General features: G+C 71.1%; 13 protein-coding genes and 1 pseudogene. 11 read left to right on the top strand and 3 right to left on the bottom strand.

Annotated elements, in window-relative coordinates:
• Window positions 1-264: 264 nt before the first annotated feature.
• The 6 genes and pseudogenes from GTY47_RS16440 (at window position 265) to GTY47_RS16415 (ending at window position 7,800) form a co-directional block, all read left to right on the top strand.
• Window positions 265-2,502: a HAMP domain-containing protein gene (locus GTY47_RS16440; protein ID WP_010032224.1), complete on the top strand. Its 2,238-nt coding sequence runs from the start codon at window positions 265-267 to the stop codon at window positions 2,500-2,502.
• A 6-nt stretch (window positions 2,503-2,508) separates the two neighbouring features.
• A pseudogene (pgsB, locus tag GTY47_RS16435) lies at window positions 2,509-3,687 on the top strand (poly-gamma-glutamate synthase PgsB); the annotation flags it as partial.
• Window positions 3,688-3,773: 86 nt separating this feature from the next.
• The gene (locus tag GTY47_RS16430) at window positions 3,774-4,256 is read left to right on the top strand and encodes a poly-gamma-glutamate biosynthesis protein PgsC/CapC (RefSeq protein ID WP_010032222.1); all 483 of its coding nucleotides are present in this window, start codon (window positions 3,774-3,776) and stop codon (window positions 4,254-4,256) included.
• A 58-nt stretch (window positions 4,257-4,314) separates the two neighbouring features.
• Window positions 4,315-5,430 (top strand): NlpC/P60 family protein, encoded by a 1,116-nt coding sequence (locus GTY47_RS16425; protein ID WP_231911144.1) that lies wholly within the window; start codon window positions 4,315-4,317, stop codon window positions 5,428-5,430.
• Between the two features lie 286 nt (window positions 5,431-5,716).
• Entirely contained in the window at window positions 5,717-5,908 is a 192-nt protein-coding gene (locus tag GTY47_RS16420; RefSeq protein ID WP_158688374.1) for a hypothetical protein, read from the top strand.
• A gap of 86 nt (window positions 5,909-5,994) precedes the next feature.
• Window positions 5,995-7,800, top strand: a complete 1,806-nt coding sequence (locus GTY47_RS16415; RefSeq protein WP_010032219.1) for an ABC transporter ATP-binding protein — start codon at window positions 5,995-5,997, stop codon at window positions 7,798-7,800.
• Between the two features lie 491 nt (window positions 7,801-8,291).
• Here GTY47_RS16415 and GTY47_RS16410 read toward each other — a convergent pair whose 3' ends face one another.
• The gene (locus tag GTY47_RS16410; RefSeq protein ID WP_029180634.1) at window positions 8,292-9,557 is read right to left on the bottom strand and encodes a DUF418 domain-containing protein; all 1,266 of its coding nucleotides are present in this window, start codon (window positions 9,555-9,557) and stop codon (window positions 8,292-8,294) included.
• Window positions 9,558-9,698: 141 nt separating this feature from the next.
• Window positions 9,699-10,226, bottom strand: a complete 528-nt coding sequence (locus GTY47_RS16405; protein WP_010032215.1) for a hypothetical protein — start codon at window positions 10,224-10,226, stop codon at window positions 9,699-9,701.
• A 271-nt stretch (window positions 10,227-10,497) separates the two neighbouring features.
• Between GTY47_RS16405 and GTY47_RS16400 the strand changes: the two genes are divergently transcribed.
• Both GTY47_RS16400 and GTY47_RS16395 read left to right on the top strand, forming a co-directional pair.
• Window positions 10,498-11,178, top strand: coding sequence for a response regulator transcription factor (locus GTY47_RS16400; RefSeq protein WP_086012445.1), 681 nt, complete (start codon window positions 10,498-10,500; stop codon window positions 11,176-11,178).
• A complete protein-coding gene (locus GTY47_RS16395; RefSeq protein ID WP_040902390.1) occupies window positions 11,178-12,314 on the top strand; it encodes a histidine kinase in 1,137 nt (378 codons plus the stop codon). The genes GTY47_RS16400 and GTY47_RS16395 overlap by 1 nt, the downstream gene beginning before the upstream one ends.
• Window positions 12,315-12,867: 553 nt before the next feature.
• Here the strand turns inward: GTY47_RS16395 and GTY47_RS16390 are convergent.
• Window positions 12,868-13,662 carry an IclR family transcriptional regulator gene (locus GTY47_RS16390; protein ID WP_050810142.1) on the bottom strand — a complete coding sequence of 265 codons (795 nt, stop codon included), beginning with the start codon at window positions 13,660-13,662 and terminating at the stop codon, window positions 12,868-12,870.
• A gap of 392 nt (window positions 13,663-14,054) precedes the next feature.
• On the opposite strand from GTY47_RS16390, the gene shiA reads away from it, so the two are divergent.
• From shiA to GTY47_RS40965, 3 genes are all read left to right on the top strand, one after another.
• On the top strand, window positions 14,055-15,422 hold the full coding sequence (shiA, locus tag GTY47_RS16385; RefSeq protein ID WP_010032207.1) for a shikimate transporter: 1,368 nt from the start codon (window positions 14,055-14,057) through the stop codon (window positions 15,420-15,422).
• A gap of 183 nt (window positions 15,423-15,605) precedes the next feature.
• Window positions 15,606-16,598: an alcohol dehydrogenase catalytic domain-containing protein gene (locus GTY47_RS16380; RefSeq protein ID WP_010032206.1), complete on the top strand. Its 993-nt coding sequence runs from the start codon at window positions 15,606-15,608 to the stop codon at window positions 16,596-16,598.
• On the top strand, window positions 16,591-17,197 hold a 607-nt coding region (locus GTY47_RS40965; RefSeq protein WP_010032205.1), incomplete at its 3' end, for a sugar phosphate isomerase/epimerase family protein. The genes GTY47_RS16380 and GTY47_RS40965, both read left to right, overlap by 8 nt.

Raw genomic sequence — 17,197 nt, 5'->3', positions numbered from 1 at the left:
TCGGGTTGGTCCATCGCAATTGTTCGCATTTCGTGAAGCCTAAATTCACCATGCTCACAGGTGTGCAAATCGGCAGGTCACGGTGGCTGTGAATTCTTTCGGTGAGCAGCGTCACACCTCCCCGATAAACCGGCGAAGCATTCCCGTCGTCAGACAGGTCGAGAACTTCTTTCCTGGAAAGGATTCTTCTTGACCATCACCCGATCCCCGATATCCAAAATGCGCTCCGCTCGGCGTCGCGCGGACATGGCGGTGTTAGGAGGTGTGCGGCCGCCACTGGCGGCCCTGCCGGTTCTGTTGGCGCTCGTCGCGGGCCTGACGGTGTTCGCCGTCGGGAGCGATGCCGAACGCGGCGTTCCCGAGGCCGTCCTCAGCTCCCAGCAGCACATCGCCGAGGACGGGGCGGTCGCGCTGCAGGGCGCCGTCGACCAGAGCGTCACCGATCTGCGGACAGCGGCCGCGGACTTCGCGGGCGCCAAGTCCGTACCTGCGGACGGAATGCTGACCCGCCTCAACCGGACCTACCCCAAGTGGCGCGGTACCGCCGTAGTCGACCAGTCCACCGGTCGGCTGCTCGCCGCGCAGGGCGAGGCCCTACCGCTCGGGAAGGTGAACCTTCGGGGGCTGCCGGCGAACCCGCCACCGAGACTGGTGCGGGACGACTCGGGCGTCACCCGGCTGCTGGCCTTCGCGACGCTGTCGCGAGGCGGCGGGCAGGAGTTGCTCGTCGCCTCCCAGAGCGTGAAGCTGCCGGGCATCTCCGTCGGCAAGCAGCACACGCTGGGCGTCGTGGACCGTGACGGGGCCACTCTCGCCTCGGCCGGGCCGGGAGCCGGCACCGAGCAGGCCAAGGCGCTGGCCGGCACCGCCGCCCGCGAGGCGCAGGGCAAGGGACCGTCGGACACCGCCGCCGGCGGCTTCAACGGTCCGAGCGGCAGTCTCGTCGGGGCGGCGGAAGGCAACACCCGTACCGCCGTCGGGTACGCCGCAGTGGCCCGGGGGCTTGCTTCGAAGGAGAGTCCGAGCAGCGGACTCGGACTGACGGTCGTCACGACGGTGCAGACCGAGCGCCATGGGGCAGGGACCGGCGACCTGCGTCTCGCCCTCCTGGCCGCCGCCGTGCTCCTGGCCCTCGCGGCCGGAGTCACCGCCGCCCTCCACATGCTGGTGCAGCGCCCTGTGCTGCGGTTGCGCCGCGACGCGCAGCGGCTCGGCTCGGGTGACCTCACGGCTCCCGTCCACGTGTCCCGCTTCGGAGAACCCGCCCGGATCGGCGCCGCACTGGAGGCGCTGCGCCTACAACTCCGCGGCAGGGGCGGGCCGTCGCAGGAGACGGTCGCGCAGCCACCGGCCAAGGCGTGTGTTCCGCGCGGGACCGGCAAGAGCCGGCGCCGGCTCGGACTGCGCACCGTCCTCGTGGTGTGCGCGTTCGCTCTGCTGGCCTGGCCCGCGTCGATGCTGCTGACGCTCGGCAGCACCTTGCCGCACCCGGCTGCGGTCGTACCCCGGCTGATCTCCGACGACCAGCGGCAACGCACCGAGACGACGGCGGATCGCGTGCGCAGGGGGATCAACGACGGATACGCGGACCTCACCCATCTGGCCACCATGATCGACGCTTCCCGGTCGGAGGAGGCGCGCAAGGTCCTCGACAGGTCCCTGGAGCAGCACGGCCGCTACCGGTCCCTGTACGTCGTCGACGGCGCCGGCAAGATCCTCGCCCGCGCCGGGGACGAACCCCGTACCCCGACGAAGGTCCGCATCAGGCCCGGGGTCAGGCAGACGAACACCTCCGGCACGGAGCCGGTGCTCGCCGCCGTGGCCGCTCAGCCGGTCAAGGGTGGGACGGCGGCATCCGGACGCCACTATGTCGTGGCCGAGTTCAAGGTCCAGTACCTGACCGGCATCCTCGACCGACCCGGTCTCGGCTCGGTGTGGCTGGTGGACTCCGAGCATCGGGTCATCGCGTCCAACAAGGGGTTCGTGGCCTTCGGGCGGGTCTCCGACAGCCGGCTGCGGGCCCAGATGAAGGACGACCGCACGACCAAGGGCTCCGCCGAGCTGCTGCTCGGCCGGCGGGATCCGGCGGTCGCCGCCGTGGCGCCGTTCAACGACAAGCTGGGCGTCGCGGGCGCACTCGGCTGGAAGGTCGCCTCGATCAGGCCGGTGTTCTGGATCGGACTGCCCGAGTACGAGGCACAGCGGCGGATCATGCTCGTCGGTCTGCTGGGGGTGACCACGGGCGCCCTCTGCATCGGCTGGCTGTACCTCGTCGTCGTACGTCCGCTGCGTGAAGTCGCCCGGGGCGCCGAGGCGTTGGCGGCCGGGGACCGCCGAACGGTGCTCTACCCGCGCTACCACGACGAGGTGGGATCCATCGCCCGCAGCCTCGAGCTGATCAGACAGCGACTTCTCCGCACCGACACACCGCCCGTGCCCGGTTCCCCGGACGGGGCGTCCACCTCCTCCACTTCCCCGTCAGGCCCCGGTCCCAGGAGCTGACCTGCCATGCTCTTCCTGTACTGCGTCCTCGCGGCGTGCTGCGCCGGCTTGCTCGTCGCAGGCATCGTCGAACAGCGCCGCCATGACGCGAACCTCGCCGCCATACCCACCCGAGTGCTGGTCAACGGCATTCGGGGCAAGTCCTCCATCACCCGGCTGTGCGCGGGCGCGCTGCGCGGCAGCGGCCTGGTGACCGTCGCCAAGACCACGGGCACCGCGGCCCGGTTCATCCACCCCGATGCCACCGAGGAGCCGGTCTACCGCAAGTTCGGCATCGCCAACGTCGTGGAGCAGATCGGCATCGTCCGGCGGGCCGCCGGCTACCGGCCCGATGTCCTGGTCATGGAGTGCATGGCCGTCATGCCCGCGCTCCAGGAGATCAACCAGTCCAAGCTGATCCGCTCCACCATCGGCGTGCTCTGCAACGTCCGCGAGGACCACCTCGCCGAGATGGGCCCGACGCTGGACGACGTGGCCCGCTCCCTGTGCCGTTCGATGCCGGAGGGCGGCGTCTGTGTCACCGCCGAGAAGGAGCGCTTCCACATCCTTCAGGAGGAGGCCGACGCCCGGAACTGCGAGCTGGTCTACGCCGACCCGGACACCGTCACCGACGAGGAACTGCGCGGCTTCAGCTGGTTCACCTTCAAGGAGAACGTCGCCATCGCCATCGCGGTCGCCGAACTGCTCGGCGTGGACCGCGCGACCGCGCTGAAGGGAATGTACGCGGCGCCCCCGGACCCGGGTGTGCTCTCCGTCGAGCGGTACCGCACCCCGGACGGAAAGCGGCTGCGCTTCGCGAACGTCTTCGCCGCCAACGATCCCGAGTCGACGCTGATGAACATCAAGCAGCTGCTCGAACTGGCCGCGATCCACCGTCCGTTGCACGTCGTCATCAACTGCCGTCCCGACCGTGTGGAGCGCAACGGGCAGATGGGCGCGCTGATCCCCCAGCTAGACCCGGAGACGGTGTTCCTCATCGGCCACCCCACCAAGTCGGCCGCCGACGCCATCCCCGCGCACTGGACCGGGAACGTCGTCGATCTCGGCGGCGACCGCCGCGACCCCGACCGGCTCACCACGGAGCTGCTGGCTCACCTGGGGCCCAACTCCTCGCTCGTCGCCATCGGCAACATCCACGGCCAGGGCGAACTCTTCCTGGAGCGGCTCGCGGCACTGCCGCCCGACCACCTCGCCGCCGCCGACCCCGCCGATCCGAGCGACGCCCTCACACCGCCCGGCGCCCACCACAACTCCGCCCATGGAGCATCCCGTTGATCCCCGCAGTAGTCACCCCGCAGATCGCCGCCATCGGCATCGCACTCGGTCTGGTCTTCTCCCTCCTCTGCTACCTGACCACGAACCTCTCACCGGGCGGCATGATCACCCCCGGCTGGCTCGCCCTCACCCTCGTCGACGATCTGCGGCGCGCCGCCATGGTCGCGGCCGTGGCAGGCCTGACCTACCTGCTGACCAAGCTGCTGCAACGCTTCGTCATCCTCTACGGCAAGCGGCTGTTCGCCGCCGTCGTGCTCATCGGCGTCCTGCTCCAGGCCGGACTCTCCCTGTTGCTCCAGCAGGAGTTCCCCCTGCTGTTCGCCCATCAGGCCCTCGGGTTCATCGTGCCCGGGCTCATCGCCTACCAGCTGGAGAGGCAGCCCAAGACGGCGACGGTCCTCTCCACCGGCGCGGTCACCTTCGCCACCTACGTGATCTTGGTGTCCGGGCTGCTGCTGGGCGCCCTGCCCACGAAATGAGCCGCCCCCGCACCGACCTGCGGCGTCATCTCTCCTTCCCTCCATCCGGAGTTGACCAGTGAAACGCCTCCTGCCCAGAATCCGTAGGTTCTCCCTGACCAGGAACACGGTCCTGTCCCTGGTGACAGCCGTCCTGCTCGCGGCGAGCTGCGAGCTGTCCCTGCAGCTCAAGCACCGTACCGACCAACCTGATGCCTCACCGGCAACAACGACATCAAGGGTTTCACAGGCAGCGCAAGCATCACTGGGTGACGGAATCCGGGTCAGCAGCGGGCCGCTGCACTTCGAGCGGATCGGCAACCCCGCCCGCACGGTGGCACGCGACCCGAGCGGCACCGTCGTCGCCACGTTCACCGACGGCGCCCGCACGGCCGTACTGACCGGTCCCAGCAGGACCTTCGCGGAGCCGCGTACGACGGATGCCAAGGTCGTCACCAAGAGCTGGGTGCGGTTGCTGCCCAAGCCCTGGGCCCGAGGAGCGGAGCGGAGCGGCTGGTTCAGGACCTGGCTCACGTCCCGGCTCGGCAGCCGCGACCCCGACATCCTCGCCACGGCCTTCGACTACGTCGCCGGTGCCCCGGTCCGGACGACGGCAGCGGGAGTCACATACAGCGGTGCCGCCCGCTACACACCCGACACCGCCGGCGGCTCCGGGCGTGCTGCGCAAGGGAAGGCGAAGCCGCGCACGGGCTCGGACTTCTACGACTACCTGGGCATCCCCTGGACCTTCCCCGACACGGTCACCCGCCGCCCCGAGAAGGACCGCGCGCGCTCCGTCGACAGCTCCGGCTATGTCCGGCTGGTGTACGGATACCGCTCCAAGTTCCCGCTGAGCAGCCGGGACAGCGCGGCGGGCAGCGGGCTGCAGCGGACCCCCGACGCGATCGCCCACGGGCGGCTCGGCGTACCCGTCATTCCCCTCACCGACCGCCGCCCCGCCGTCATCCAGCAGCTCCAGCCCGGCGACCTGGTCTTCTTCAGAACACGGGAGCTGCCCGGCAAACGGATCGGCCACGTCGGTGTCTACCTCGGCCTGGACACCGCCGACCACCCGCGCTTCATCTCCAGCCGGAAGAACGCGGGCGGCCCCACCATGGGTGACAAGGGCGGCACCTCACGGCTCGACGGCGACGGCTACTACGCCCAGGGGCTGCGCGGGGCCCGACGCCTCTGACTGCGGTAAGGGCCGGTGCTGTCAGCCGGGCCTGATCTCGGCAACGCCGTGGTGCTCGCCGTGGGCGAGGGCATCGACTGGACCGCCCTGTACGCCATGACCCTGACGGTGCTCGGCAGCGTGCTGCTCCACGGTGGCGGCTCGGCGGTCATCGCCCGGTCCCTGACCGGCCCGCCCCCGTCGGCTGCCCCTCCTGCCCCCGGCCGGTCTTCTCCAGCCAATCGGCGGGGGAGGACCGGACAGTCGCCGGATGTGCGGCGAGCGGCCGGGCGTCCAGCCTGAAGGCATGACACAGCACGTTCGTGACAAGGAGCCCGAGACCGCCGTCGAGCCTGGCGGAGGCGGATTGCTGGAACTCATCTGCCTGACGCTGGTGGCGGGCGCCGGTGTCCTCTTCGTCGTCCGTCCTGAGTTCTACGAAGCAGGGGTGCACCTCTTCGCCTCGCGGGCGGCCTCTCTCTGGCCGTCGTACGCCTGATCTCCGCGCACCAAGGCCCCCGGCGGGCCGATGCCCCCCGCAACCGCTGACGCGGTGCGCGGCCGAACACATAGGAAAGGAATCCTGTGAACACCGCATCCGCCCCGGAGGCGACGGGTGCCGAGTCCCTGCGCGCCCGCGAGACGCTCAAAGCGCTGTACGGGTACGTCCGTCCGCACCGGTGGGCCGTCGCGCTCGGTCTGCTGTGCGCGCTGGCCGGGGCCGCCGGCGGGCTGCTGCAGCCGCTGGCGACGAAGACGCTGGTCGACCGGCTCTCGTCCGGTGGCACGATCGGCACCGTCCTGCTGGCGATGACCGTTCTGGTCCTGCTGAGCATGGTGGCCGAGGCGTTCGGCGCCTATGTGCTGGAACGGACGGCGGAGTCGGTGGTGCTCGCCGCCCGCCGCAGCCTCATCGGACGGTTGCTGCGGCTGCGGCTGGCGGAGGTGGACCGGATGCAACCGGGCGATCTGATGTCCCGGGTGACCTCGGACACCACGCTGCTGCGGGCCGTCAGCACCCAGGCGGTGGTCTCCGCGGCGACGGGGGCGGTGACGCTGGTCGCGGCGGTCGTGGTGATGGCGTTCCTCGATGCCGTCCTGCTGGGCGTCACGCTCGGCGTGGTCGCGGTCGTCGGTGTGGCTGCCGCGCTGGTGCTGCCGAAGATCGGGCGGGCCGCCGAGCGCGCGCAGGCGGCTGTCGGGGAGATGTCCACGGGCCTGGAGCGGGTCTTCGGCGCGTTCCGTACGGTGAAGGCGTCCGGCGCCGAGGAGCGGGAGACCGCTCGCGTCGAGGCGGCGGCACGCAGGGCGTGGCGCCACGGCGTGCGCAGCGCGAAGTGGGAGGCCGTGCTGGGTTCGGCGGACGACCTCGCCGTCGAGCTGGCGTTCCTCGCGGTACTCGCCGTCGGCGGGGCTCGCGTGGCGTCCGGGGACATGCCCGTGTCCACGCTCATCGCGTTCCTGCTGTACCTCTTCTTCCTGATGGAGCCGGTGTACAAGCTGGTCGAGGCAGCGTCCCACTACCAGGAGGGCGCGGCCGCGATCGCCCGCATCGCGCAGGTGGACCACCTGGCGACGGAGAAGCAGGACCGGAACCGGTCGGTGCGGCCCGCGGCGACCCCTGCGGTGCGGCCCCGTCCGGCGTCCGTCCGCTTCGAGGGGGTGTCCTTCCGTTACGGGCCCCGGCTGCCGGACATCCACCAAGGGGTGGACTTCGAGGTGCCGGGAGGCGGAATGACCGCGTTCGTCGGCCCCTCGGGGGCGGGCAAGTCGACGGTCTTCGCGCTCGTCGAGCGGTTCTACGAAGCGACCGGCGGCCGTGTCCTGGTCGACGGCAAGGACGTGACCAAGTGGCCGCTGTCCGAGCTGCGGTCCGTCATCGGGTACGTCGAGCAGGACGCGCCGGTGCTGGCCGGCACGCTGCGGGAGAACCTGGTCTTCGCCGCGCCCGGCGCGACCGACGACGCCATACGCGAGGTCCTCGCCCGGACCAGGCTCGACGCCCTCGTCGAGCGTCTCCCGCACGGCCTGGACACCCCGGTCGGGCACCGCGGCACGAAACTGTCCGGCGGCGAGCGCCAGCGCGTCGCGATCGCCCGCGCGCTGCTGCGCAGGCCCCGGCTGCTGCTCCTGGACGAGGCGACCTCGCAGCTCGACGCCGTCAACGAGCTGGCACTGCGGGACGTCATCGCCGACACCGCACGCGAGACCACCGTGCTGGTGGTGGCCCACCGCCTGTCGACCGTCACGGACGCCGACCGCATCGTCGTCATGGACGCGGGCAGGGTCCGCGCGGTCGGCACCCATGCGGAGCTGGTGGCCAAGGACGAGCTGTACGCGCAGCTCGCGGCGACGCAGCTCCTGACCTCGACGGGACGCCCCCGCGACTGAGACGGGCCTGACCATGGGCTCGCCGGTGCCGTCGGCCATCGGCCGTCGGCCACCGGCCGGCCCCCGCCGCATGGCGTGGGCCGGCCGTGCCGGGTGGCGGGATGGTGGCGTCGGACATCTGCCGGATACGCCGTGCTGTACCGCCACGGCCGGTTCCTCGACGTTCTGCTCGCCGACAGTCCCCGCGACCCCGGACGAGCCCGTCGAGCACATCATCGCCGGCCTCAGGGTGGAGTACACCCTCGGGCGAAGGGGACACCGAGTCGCTCTTCGCTGCCTGTCCCGGCTGCCTCCCCACGTGGATCGCACCGTCTTCTCCGTCAGCTCCCTCGACGGCAGCACCTTGGAGACTGCCTGCGGGCGCCGAGTGGTGCGGGGATCGTGCGCGCGGTACGCCCAACAGCCGAAGCCCGCAAGGGAGATCCCCTGCGGGCTTCGGCAGAGCGTTCAGGCCGGGGTGGGGCAGGAAGCCGAGCCACCCCGACCGGACCTCACCGGACGTACTTGGCGGGCTTGGTGGCGGTGTTGAGCAGGTGCTCCAGGGGGCCGCGCCGGAAGAAGCGGGACCAGACGGTGGCGAACACGATCGCCCCGAGGACGTACATGAGCAGCGGCACCCAGGACTGCTGGGTCCCCGTCCCGGCGGGCGTGGACAGCACGGACTGTGCGACGAAGTGGCCGACGTAGGCGGTCAGGGACATCGTGCCCACGGCGATGACCGGCTTCGCCAGGCGGCGCAGTCGCGGCAGGCGGTCCATCAGCACCGTCGCGCCCACGATCACGAGGATCGCGACGCCCACGCTGCCGATGATGTCGAACGTGGTGCCGCTGTGCGGCCCGGCGGCCAACAGTTCCGAGAACGACCGCTGGGGCCCCATGGACCCGCTGCCCATGGACCCGCTGCCCATGGACGCCGCCCCGGAGCCACCGGAGGACGACATGTCCTCGGCCGTGCTCCGCAACGCGTTCTTGCCCGCCAGCAGCAGGGACAAGCCGTAGGCCCCCACGACGAGGCCTGCGCCGAGCGCCGCCAGGCGCCGCTGGACGGCAGCCGCCGACAGGTCCATGCGACCCAGCGCCATACCGGCGATCACGAACGACATCCACGTGAGCGCCGGGTAGAAGCCGGTGAGCAGCAGATCGAGCACTCCCACCTCGCTGAGGCGGCGGAGCGGGTCGTAGGCGTTGATGCTCTGCTGGACCGACTCGCTCAACCCCATGGTCAGGACGAAAGCCAGCTGCGGAGTGACGAGCGCGAGCCCCGCCGCGATGATCGCCAGTGTCCTGGCGCTCAGTCGCACCAGAGGCAGGGCGAGGAGGAAGTAGACGCCGTAGAAGCCGAGGATGATCACGCCCCCGTACTCCATCGCCATCACGGTGCCCAGCGCCAGGAGGATCACGGCGCGGATCGCGATCCGGGCCTTCGCCTGCCGGCCCGCCAGGCCGGTCTTCGGCTCGAAGCGGCCCGCGATCAGCATCAGCGAGAAGCCGGCGAGGGTGGCGAACAGGACCGACGAGTGGCCGTCGGCTATGTACCGGATCCAGCTGGCGACGCCGTGTGTGGCCGACAGCGGCGGCCCGATGTGCACGACGTACATGCCGAACACCGCCAGCGCGCGGGCCAGGTCCACCCCGACGAGGCGCCCCATCGAGGGACGGCCGGGGGCCTGCCCGGCCGAATCGGGCGAGGTTCGGGACCGTGGAGGCGCGTTCTCCTGCGGAGCCGGTGTCTCCTGGGACGGCTGTATCTGTGTCATACGGAAAATGCTTCGGTGCCGTCAGGAGGCGGACCATCCGGCAGGCTTCGGTAACACCCCCGCCGACCGGCCGGGTCTGCCCCGCCGACCGGCGGAACAGCGCCGCACCGGCCGGTCGGCGGGCCCGAACGGCCAACTGCCCTACTTGATGAGGGCGTTGGCCACCACGACCGCGAGTCCGAGCAGCGCGTCCACCATGCCGATCCTCAAGGCGGAGCCCCACGTGCGACCGGCGGCGCGGGCCGCGAGCAGGCCCCAGGCGAACAGCAGCACCACGTTCACGGCGAAGGCCACGTACTCGATGCCCGCCGAGGGCCACCACCCCCAGGCCGCGCCGAGCAGCAGGACCAGTGTCGGCACCGTCGCCACCACCAAGGGCCACTCGGACAGCAACAGCCGCACCCCGGCGCGCACACCGTGATGGGTCCGGTCGCCGCGCAAGGCGATCAGATGTGCGTAACCGTGCGCCAAGGCCGATGCGACGGCCGTGACCAGGAGCCACTGGGCGCTGCTGAACCGGTCGGCGGGCGCCGTCTCACCCTGCTCCGTCAGGGCGGCCACCATGGAGCTGGCCAGGACCGCCCCGTACACGCCTCCGAACAGCACATGGGGCCGCGCCGCACAGCGGCGCAGAGCACGGACGGGCTGACGCAGGTACAGGCGGGGCATGGCTGGCTGATCCTCGAGTGGTGGGAAAATCGACTGCGGCCCCGCAGACTCGGGCGGGCCCACGGACCGATCCCACCGGACGACAACCACGGACACCATCCGCCGAGCCTCGCCCACCCGCCCGCCGACGGGCCGGAGCGCTCCCCCCGACCGGCTGGAACCGGCCTGCCGGGTGGCGGGTGTCCACAGCGGTCGCATCGCCGCGCGCCGTGCCGGACGTAGTGTCGACGGCAGCGGTGGACAGAGCAGACGATTGTGAGGCGGAACGCCGGTGATCCGGGTAGTGGTGGTGGACGACGAGGCGCTGGTGCGGTCCGGGTTCGAGCTGATCCTGAACGCCGCCGACGGCATCCAGGTCGTGGCGACCGCGGAAGGAGCGCAGGCCGCCGACGTGATCCGGCGCGAGCACCCGGACGTCGTGCTCCTCGACATCCGCATGCCGGATGTGGACGGCCTGACCGTCCTGAGGGAGATCCGGACGCTGCCCGAGCCGCCGACGGTGGCCATGCTGACCACCTTCGACACCGACGAGTACATCCTGACCGCGCTGCGCTCGGGAGCCGCGGGCTTCCTGCTCAAGGACACCGAGCCCGAACAACTCGCCCACCTCGTACGCACCCTGGCCGCCGGTGGCGTGGTGATGTCCCCGAAGGCCTCGCGGGCTCTGCTGCGCGGCCATCCCGGGACGGACACGCCCCGGGTCGCGGAGGACGTGGCGCGCGTGAACCTGCTCACCGACCGCGAACGTGACGTCCTCGTCCTGATCGCGGAAGGACTGTCCAACGCCGACATCGGCACCCGCATCCATCTGAGCGCGGGCACCGTCAAGGACCACGTCAGCTCGATCCTGACCAAGCTCCGGGTCGCCGGCCGCGTCCAGGCGGCGCTCCTCGCGGAGCGGGCCGGACTGCTCGGCGACGGCGGCGCCGACAGGGCAGGGGGCAACAGATGATGAGCACGGCTCAGGAACGGTGGCGGCGGGTGCCGCCCTGGGCCGTCGACGCGGGCCTCGTCGTGCTGGCCGCCCTCGACGCCTGGATCAACCTCTACGACGAGGCGACACCGTTCATGTGGGCCTGCGCCGCTCTGGGCTGCGCCGGACTGCTCCTGCGCAGGCGCTTTCCACTGACCGTCTTCCTGTCGACCCTGCCCATGACCCTGTTCATGGACGTGGCGGTCGCGCCGATCGCCGCCCTGTACACGCTGGCCACGCGCACCCGCAACCGCCCCCTGCTGGCCGGTTGCGCCCTGCTGAACGCGGCGGCGAGCACCCTCGCCTGGCCCCTGTCCGACACGTTTTCCGGCGACACGTTTCCCGGCGAGCGCACCTGGACGCTCATCCAGTTCGTCTACACGCTGGCCACGGCCTTCGCCCCGATCCTGTTCGGCCAGCTCGTGCAGGCCAGACACGACGTGGCCCGGCAGCTCGTCGAGGTCGAAGTGGCCCGCGAACACGAACGCGCCCTGTACGCCCAGACCGTCCTCGCCCGCGAACGCGCCCAACTGGCCCGCGAGATGCACGACGTCGTCTCCCACCAGGTCAGCCTCATCGCCGTACAGGCCGGAGCCCTGCAGGTCGCCGCCAAGGATCCCGACGCCCGCGACGCCGCCCGCACCATCCGCACCCTGAGCGTGAACACCCTCGACGAACTCCGCCACATGGTCACCCTGCTGCGCGCCTCCAGCGGCAAGGAAACCGAACTCACCCCCCAGCCCACCCTCGCCGACCTCCAGCAGCTGATCGCCAACAGCGGCATCGAGACCACCCTGACCGGCGGGCTCCCGCCCGGCATCAGCACCACCGCCCAACGCACCGTCTACCGCACGGTCCAGGAAGCCCTCACGAACGTACGCAAGCACGCCCCCGGCGCCCGCGCCGAGGTGCGCCTGTGGCACGACGCGCAGCACTTCGGCGTCACCGTCACCAACACCGCCCCCACCCGCCCGTCCGTCGCCCTGCCCAGCGCCCGGCACGGCCTGATCGGCCTGAGGGAACGCGCCGAACTGCTGGGCGGCGCCCTCACCGCCGAACCCTCCCCACAGGGCGGATACAAGATCGAACTACGGGCCCCCACCCGACCCGCCTGAGCACAACCCGCCGACGCGGATCGGCGCTACCTCGCGGAACGCGACCTGGCCGCGTACCTCTCGGCCGAGGTGCTGACGCTGGTTCCCTTCCACAGGGCCTCCACCCGATCTCGTGGAGGCACCGGACAGGCCCCACCGGCCACCTCGCCGACCGGATCGGCCGCAAACCCCTCATCGCCACCGGCATGCTCGTTGAGCCGGCCGGTCCTCATCCTGCGAGGCGCGGCTCGTCGATCCGCGACGCGCGCGCCGCACGGTCCAGCTTCTCGTCCGCCAGTACTACGGCCGCGGCCCTCTGACGAACACGCCGGGCGGGTGCCCGTTCCGAGCGCGGCGTCGCCGATTCAGCCGCGTGATCAACATGTCCGAACCGGGTCCCGCACACCGGAAGGCCCCAGCGCCGGTCCGAGTAGGAACAGGCAGCCGGCCTCCCGGCACGGCTGCCGACGAAAGCCCGGCCACCAGTCCCGACGCCCGGGCTCCTCGCCGTGCCAAGGCCGGGCACCGGTTGTTCGGGGTCACCGGGCCCATGGCTCTACGGCGCCTCTCGGGTTCAGTGGGCTTGGCTGAGCGGGTGGCTGAAGCCCTGGGCGGAGATGAGCGCGGCCGACTCCGCGAGGTCGGTGGCGAAGCGTTCCACGGCCTCGTAGGGGAAGCGTTGGCTGGGCCCGCTGAGCGAGAGGGAGGCGATGACCTTGCCGGAGCGGCTGGTCACCGGGACGGCGACGGCGGTCAGGCCCTCGTCCCACTCGCTGCTGCTGACCGCGTAGCCGCGGTGCGCGGCCTCCTGTGCCCAGGCGCGCAGTTGGTCGGTGTGCGCCTCCCCGTGTGGGGAGGTCGTGGCGATGCGGCGCAGCAGGGTGTCGGAGGCGTCGCGCAGCAGGATCTTGGAGGAGGCGCCGGCCCACAGGGGTTGTTCGTCGCCGACGTCGACGACGTGGCGCAGCGGGTGCGGGCTCTCCTCGTGCGCGACACAGACACGGCTCACATCGCGGGCGACGAAGACGTTGACCGTCTCGCCCAGCCGGTCGGCGAGGTCGCGCATGACCTTGCGGGTCTCGTGCGGCACCTCCCACTGGCTGCGGGCCAGGTAAGCCCAGCGCCACAGGCCCGGTCCGGCGGTGTAGCCGGCCGGATGCGACCACAGCAGGCCGCACTCCTCCAGGGTCTGGACCAGGCGCAGGACGGTGGTCTTGGCCAGTCCGGTGGCGTCGGTGATCTCACGCAGGGAGATGACGGGGCGTTCCTCGCTCAGCAGGCCGAGGATGTCCAGGGCGCGCCGCACGCTGCGGACGCCCGTACCGCCCTGCTCCCTGACCGCCTCGGTCTGTGCATCCCTGTCGTTCACGGATCCCTCCCCGTACTGGTCGGCACCGCGCGGCACCTGCTGGTGCCCGCCAGCTGCGCTCACCCATGACGGTAGTCCACCAGGCGGACCACGGGAACCGTAAAGCCTAAGAAATCTTGGTGTGACCCTTGATGGCGGAAACTCCCCATCGTATGTTTCCGCTACTTGGTTCAAACGGTCCGCTCAATGGACCTTGTCTTGAGGGTCGCCGCCCGCACGCTGTGGCGATGGCCCGGTTTGCCGGTGACGCCGCTCCACACCCGCCGAGCGCCGCCGTCGCCCAGGCAATTGTCCCCACCGTAGCCATCCGTGTCCCGACGCCGACGTGCCGCGCACCGCTCGCACGGCACGACCGGGTCGCGGGAGCCGCAGCATCCAAGGGAGTACGTGAGATGAGCAGAGCGCAGAAGCCGGTCGCGACCAGCGCCGGAGCCCCCGGCGTCGCGAGAAGGGCGGCGATCGCCAGCTTCATGGGAGCCGTCGTCGACTGGTACGACTTCTTCCTCTACGGCATCGTCGCCGGCCTCCTCTTCGGCGACCTGTTCTTCCCGGGGGCTTCGCCGGCCGTGGGCACCCTGGCGGCCTGGGCCACCTTCGGCGTCGGCTTCCTCTTCCGCCCGCTGGGCGGCATCGTGTTCGGCCACTTCGGCGACCGGCTCGGCCGCAAGCGGATGCTCGTCCTCACCATGCTGATCATGGGCGTGGCCAGCACACTTATCGGTGTCCTGCCGACCTATGCCCAGGCCGGGATCTGGGCCCCCGTGCTGCTGGTGGTGCTGCGCGCCGCGCAGGGCTTCGCGGTGGGCGGTGAGTGGGGCGGCGCCGCGCTGATGGCGGTGGAGAACGCCCCCGCCAAGTGGCGCTCCCTCTACAGCAGCGGCGTCCAGGTCGGCGCCTCGGTCGGTCTGCTGCTCGCCACCCTCATCACCAAGATCATGTCGGGTGCGACCTCGGACGCGGCCTTCCGGGTCTGGGGCTGGCGCATCCCGTTCCTGGTCAGCGCGGGCCTGGTGATCGTCGGGCTGATCATCAGGGCCAGGGTCGAGGAGTCCGAGGTCTTCACCAAGAAGGTCGCCGCGATGAGCGAGGAGAAGAAGCCTCGGGTGCCGCTGATCGCCGCGGTCAAGTCCAACCCCAAGGGCTTCTTCGCCATCATCGGGCTGCGCTTCGTCGAACTGTTCACCTTCTACGGCGTGACGACCTTCGGCCTCGCCTACGGCACCGACGAACTCGGCCTGAACCGCGACAGCCTGCTCGACGTCAACCTGGCGGTCGGCGGACTCGCCGTCCTCACCATCCCGGCCTTCGCCTACCTCGCCGACCGCTTCGGCCGGCGCAAGGTGTACTGCTGGGGCGCGCTGGTCGGTGCCGTGAGCGCGGGGCCGTATTTCTGGGCGATGGAGTCCGGCTCCATGGTGCTGATCATCGCCTGCGCCGTGCTGCTGGTGAACATCGCGCACGACATGGCGGTCTCCGTCCAGCAATCCCTGTTCACCGACATGTTCGGCCCCGAGTACCGCTACAGCGGTGCCGGCGTCGGCTACCAGCTCGCCAGCGCGGTCGGCGGCGGCTTCACCCCGTTCATCGCCAGTTCCCTGGTGATCTGGGCGGACGGCGGCTGGACGCTGGTGGCGGCCTACATCGCCCTCGGCTGCGCCGTCTCCTTCCTCGTCGCGCTGCGCATGCGGGGCGACGATGATGTGGCCGGGGCCCCGGAGACCGTACGGCAGCGGACCGCGGCGGCGGACGCGACCGCCTGACGGAGCCCCCCCCCGAGCGGGTCGGGGGCTTTCTGGGCCCCGGCGCCTTGCCGCCGGGGCCCCTTGCTCTTGTCCAGCCCTCGTTCTTGTGAGGCTCTCGGCCTTGTTGAGGGCTCGTCTGCCTTCTATTCTGACCGCACAGTGGATTGATTGATCCGTCTAGCGGACCGCTAGGAGTTTCTGGTGAAAGCAGCTGTCCTCACGGGGCCGAACAGGATCGAGACCGTCGACGACTGGCCGGAGCCCGTCTGCGGCCCGCACGACGTCATCGTCCGGATGGTCGGAGTGGGCCTGTGCGGCACCGACCTCGCCGTCTTCCACGGCAAGCGCCTGCCGCCCGCGACCCCGTGGGTCATGGGCCACGAGGGCTTCGGCCGGATCGCCGCCGTCGGCAGCGACGTACGGGACCGCCAGGTGGGCCAGAGGGTCGTCATCGAACCCAACTACGCCTGCCTCAAGTGCGCCGACTGCCTCACCGGCCTGACCTCGGCCTGCCCGCACCGGGCCATCGTCGGGCTGAACGCCCCCGGCGTCCTCGCCGAACGCGTCGCCCTGCCCGCGCACTTCGCCCACCCGGTCCCGGACGGCCTCACAGGCGCCGACCTCGCCGCCACCGAGCCGTACACCGTGGCCCGGGCCGCTGTACGGCGCAGCGGAGTGACCCCCGCCGACCGCTGTCTGGTCGTCGGCGCCGGGGCCCAGGGACTGCTGGTCTGCCTGATCCTGGCCCGCCTCGGCATCCGGCCGGTCGTCACCGAACCGCACCCGCAACGCCTCGCCCGCGCCGAGCGGCTGGGCGCGACACCCGACGACGGCCGCACCGGGTTCACGTACGTCTTCGAAACGTCCGGCCACGCGCCCGCCCTGCGCCCGGCCGTGGACCGCGCCGCCCCCGGTGCCACCCTCGTCCTGATCGGCCTCAACCCCCACCAACTGCCGCTGACCACCGACGACGTGGTCCGGCGCCAGCTGGTGCTCCGCGGATCGATGATCTACGACCACCCCGGCGACTTCACCACCGCGATCGCCGAGCTGCCCGCAGCCCGGCCCGGAGCCGTCATCGAGGCCCGCTTCTCGCTCGAGAAGGCCCAGCAGGCGTTCGCCGGCGCCGCCGAACGTGCCGGGAAGACCTGGATCAGCATCGCAGAGGCCGAAGGGTGCGACCAGGATGCGTAAGTCCATCGCCACGGTCAGCCTCAGCGGCTCCCTCGCCGAGAAGCTGACCGCCGCCGCCCGCGCCGGCTTCGACGGTGTGGAGATCTTCGAGAACGACATGCTCGCCGGCCCCCTGTCCCCGGAGGAGATCCGCGCCCGCGCCGTCGACCTCGGCCTTACCATCGACCTCTACCAGCCCATGCGGGACGTCGAGGCCGTTCCGGAGGCGGAGTTCGTACGCAGTCTGCGCCGGGCGGAGCGCAAGTTCGACGTCACGCGCAGGCTCGGTGCCGACACGCTCCTGGTGTGCTCCAACGTCTCCCCGCAGGCCGTGGACGACGACGCCCTCGCCGCCGCGCAACTCGCCCGACTCGCCGACCTGGCCCAGGACTTCGGCATCCGGATCGCTTACGAGGCGCTCGCCTGGGGGCGGCACGTCAGCACCTACGACCACGCCTGGCGCATCGTCGAACAGGCCGGCCACCCCGCGCTCGGGGTCTGCCTGGACAGCTTCCACATCCTCTCGCGCGGCTCAAACCCCAAGGGCATCGAGGACATCCCCGGCGAGAAGATCTTCTTCCTCCAGCTCGCCGACGCCCCGCTGCTCGCCATGGACGTCC

Source organism: Streptomyces sp. SID5464, from assembly GCF_009862985.1.
Classification (GTDB): domain Bacteria; phylum Actinomycetota; class Actinomycetes; order Streptomycetales; family Streptomycetaceae; genus Streptomyces; species Streptomyces chartreusis_D.
The sequence above is the reverse complement of the archived record's forward strand: the minus strand, read 5'-3'. Positions and strand labels throughout refer to the sequence as shown.

Coding starts and splice junctions, on each gene's coding strand:
- shiA (WP_010032207.1), top strand. CDS start 14,055: ATGAGCAGAGCGCAGAAGCCGGTCGCGACCAGCGCCGGAGCCCCCGGC.
- GTY47_RS16395 (WP_040902390.1), top strand. CDS start 11,178: ATGAGCACGGCTCAGGAACGGTGGCGGCGGGTGCCGCCCTGGGCCGTC.
- GTY47_RS16405 (WP_010032215.1), bottom strand. CDS start 10,226: ATGCCCCGCCTGTACCTGCGTCAGCCCGTCCGTGCTCTGCGCCGCTGT.
- GTY47_RS16410 (WP_029180634.1), bottom strand. CDS start 9,557: ATGACACAGATACAGCCGTCCCAGGAGACACCGGCTCCGCAGGAGAAC.
- GTY47_RS16420 (WP_158688374.1), top strand. CDS start 5,717: ATGACACAGCACGTTCGTGACAAGGAGCCCGAGACCGCCGTCGAGCCT.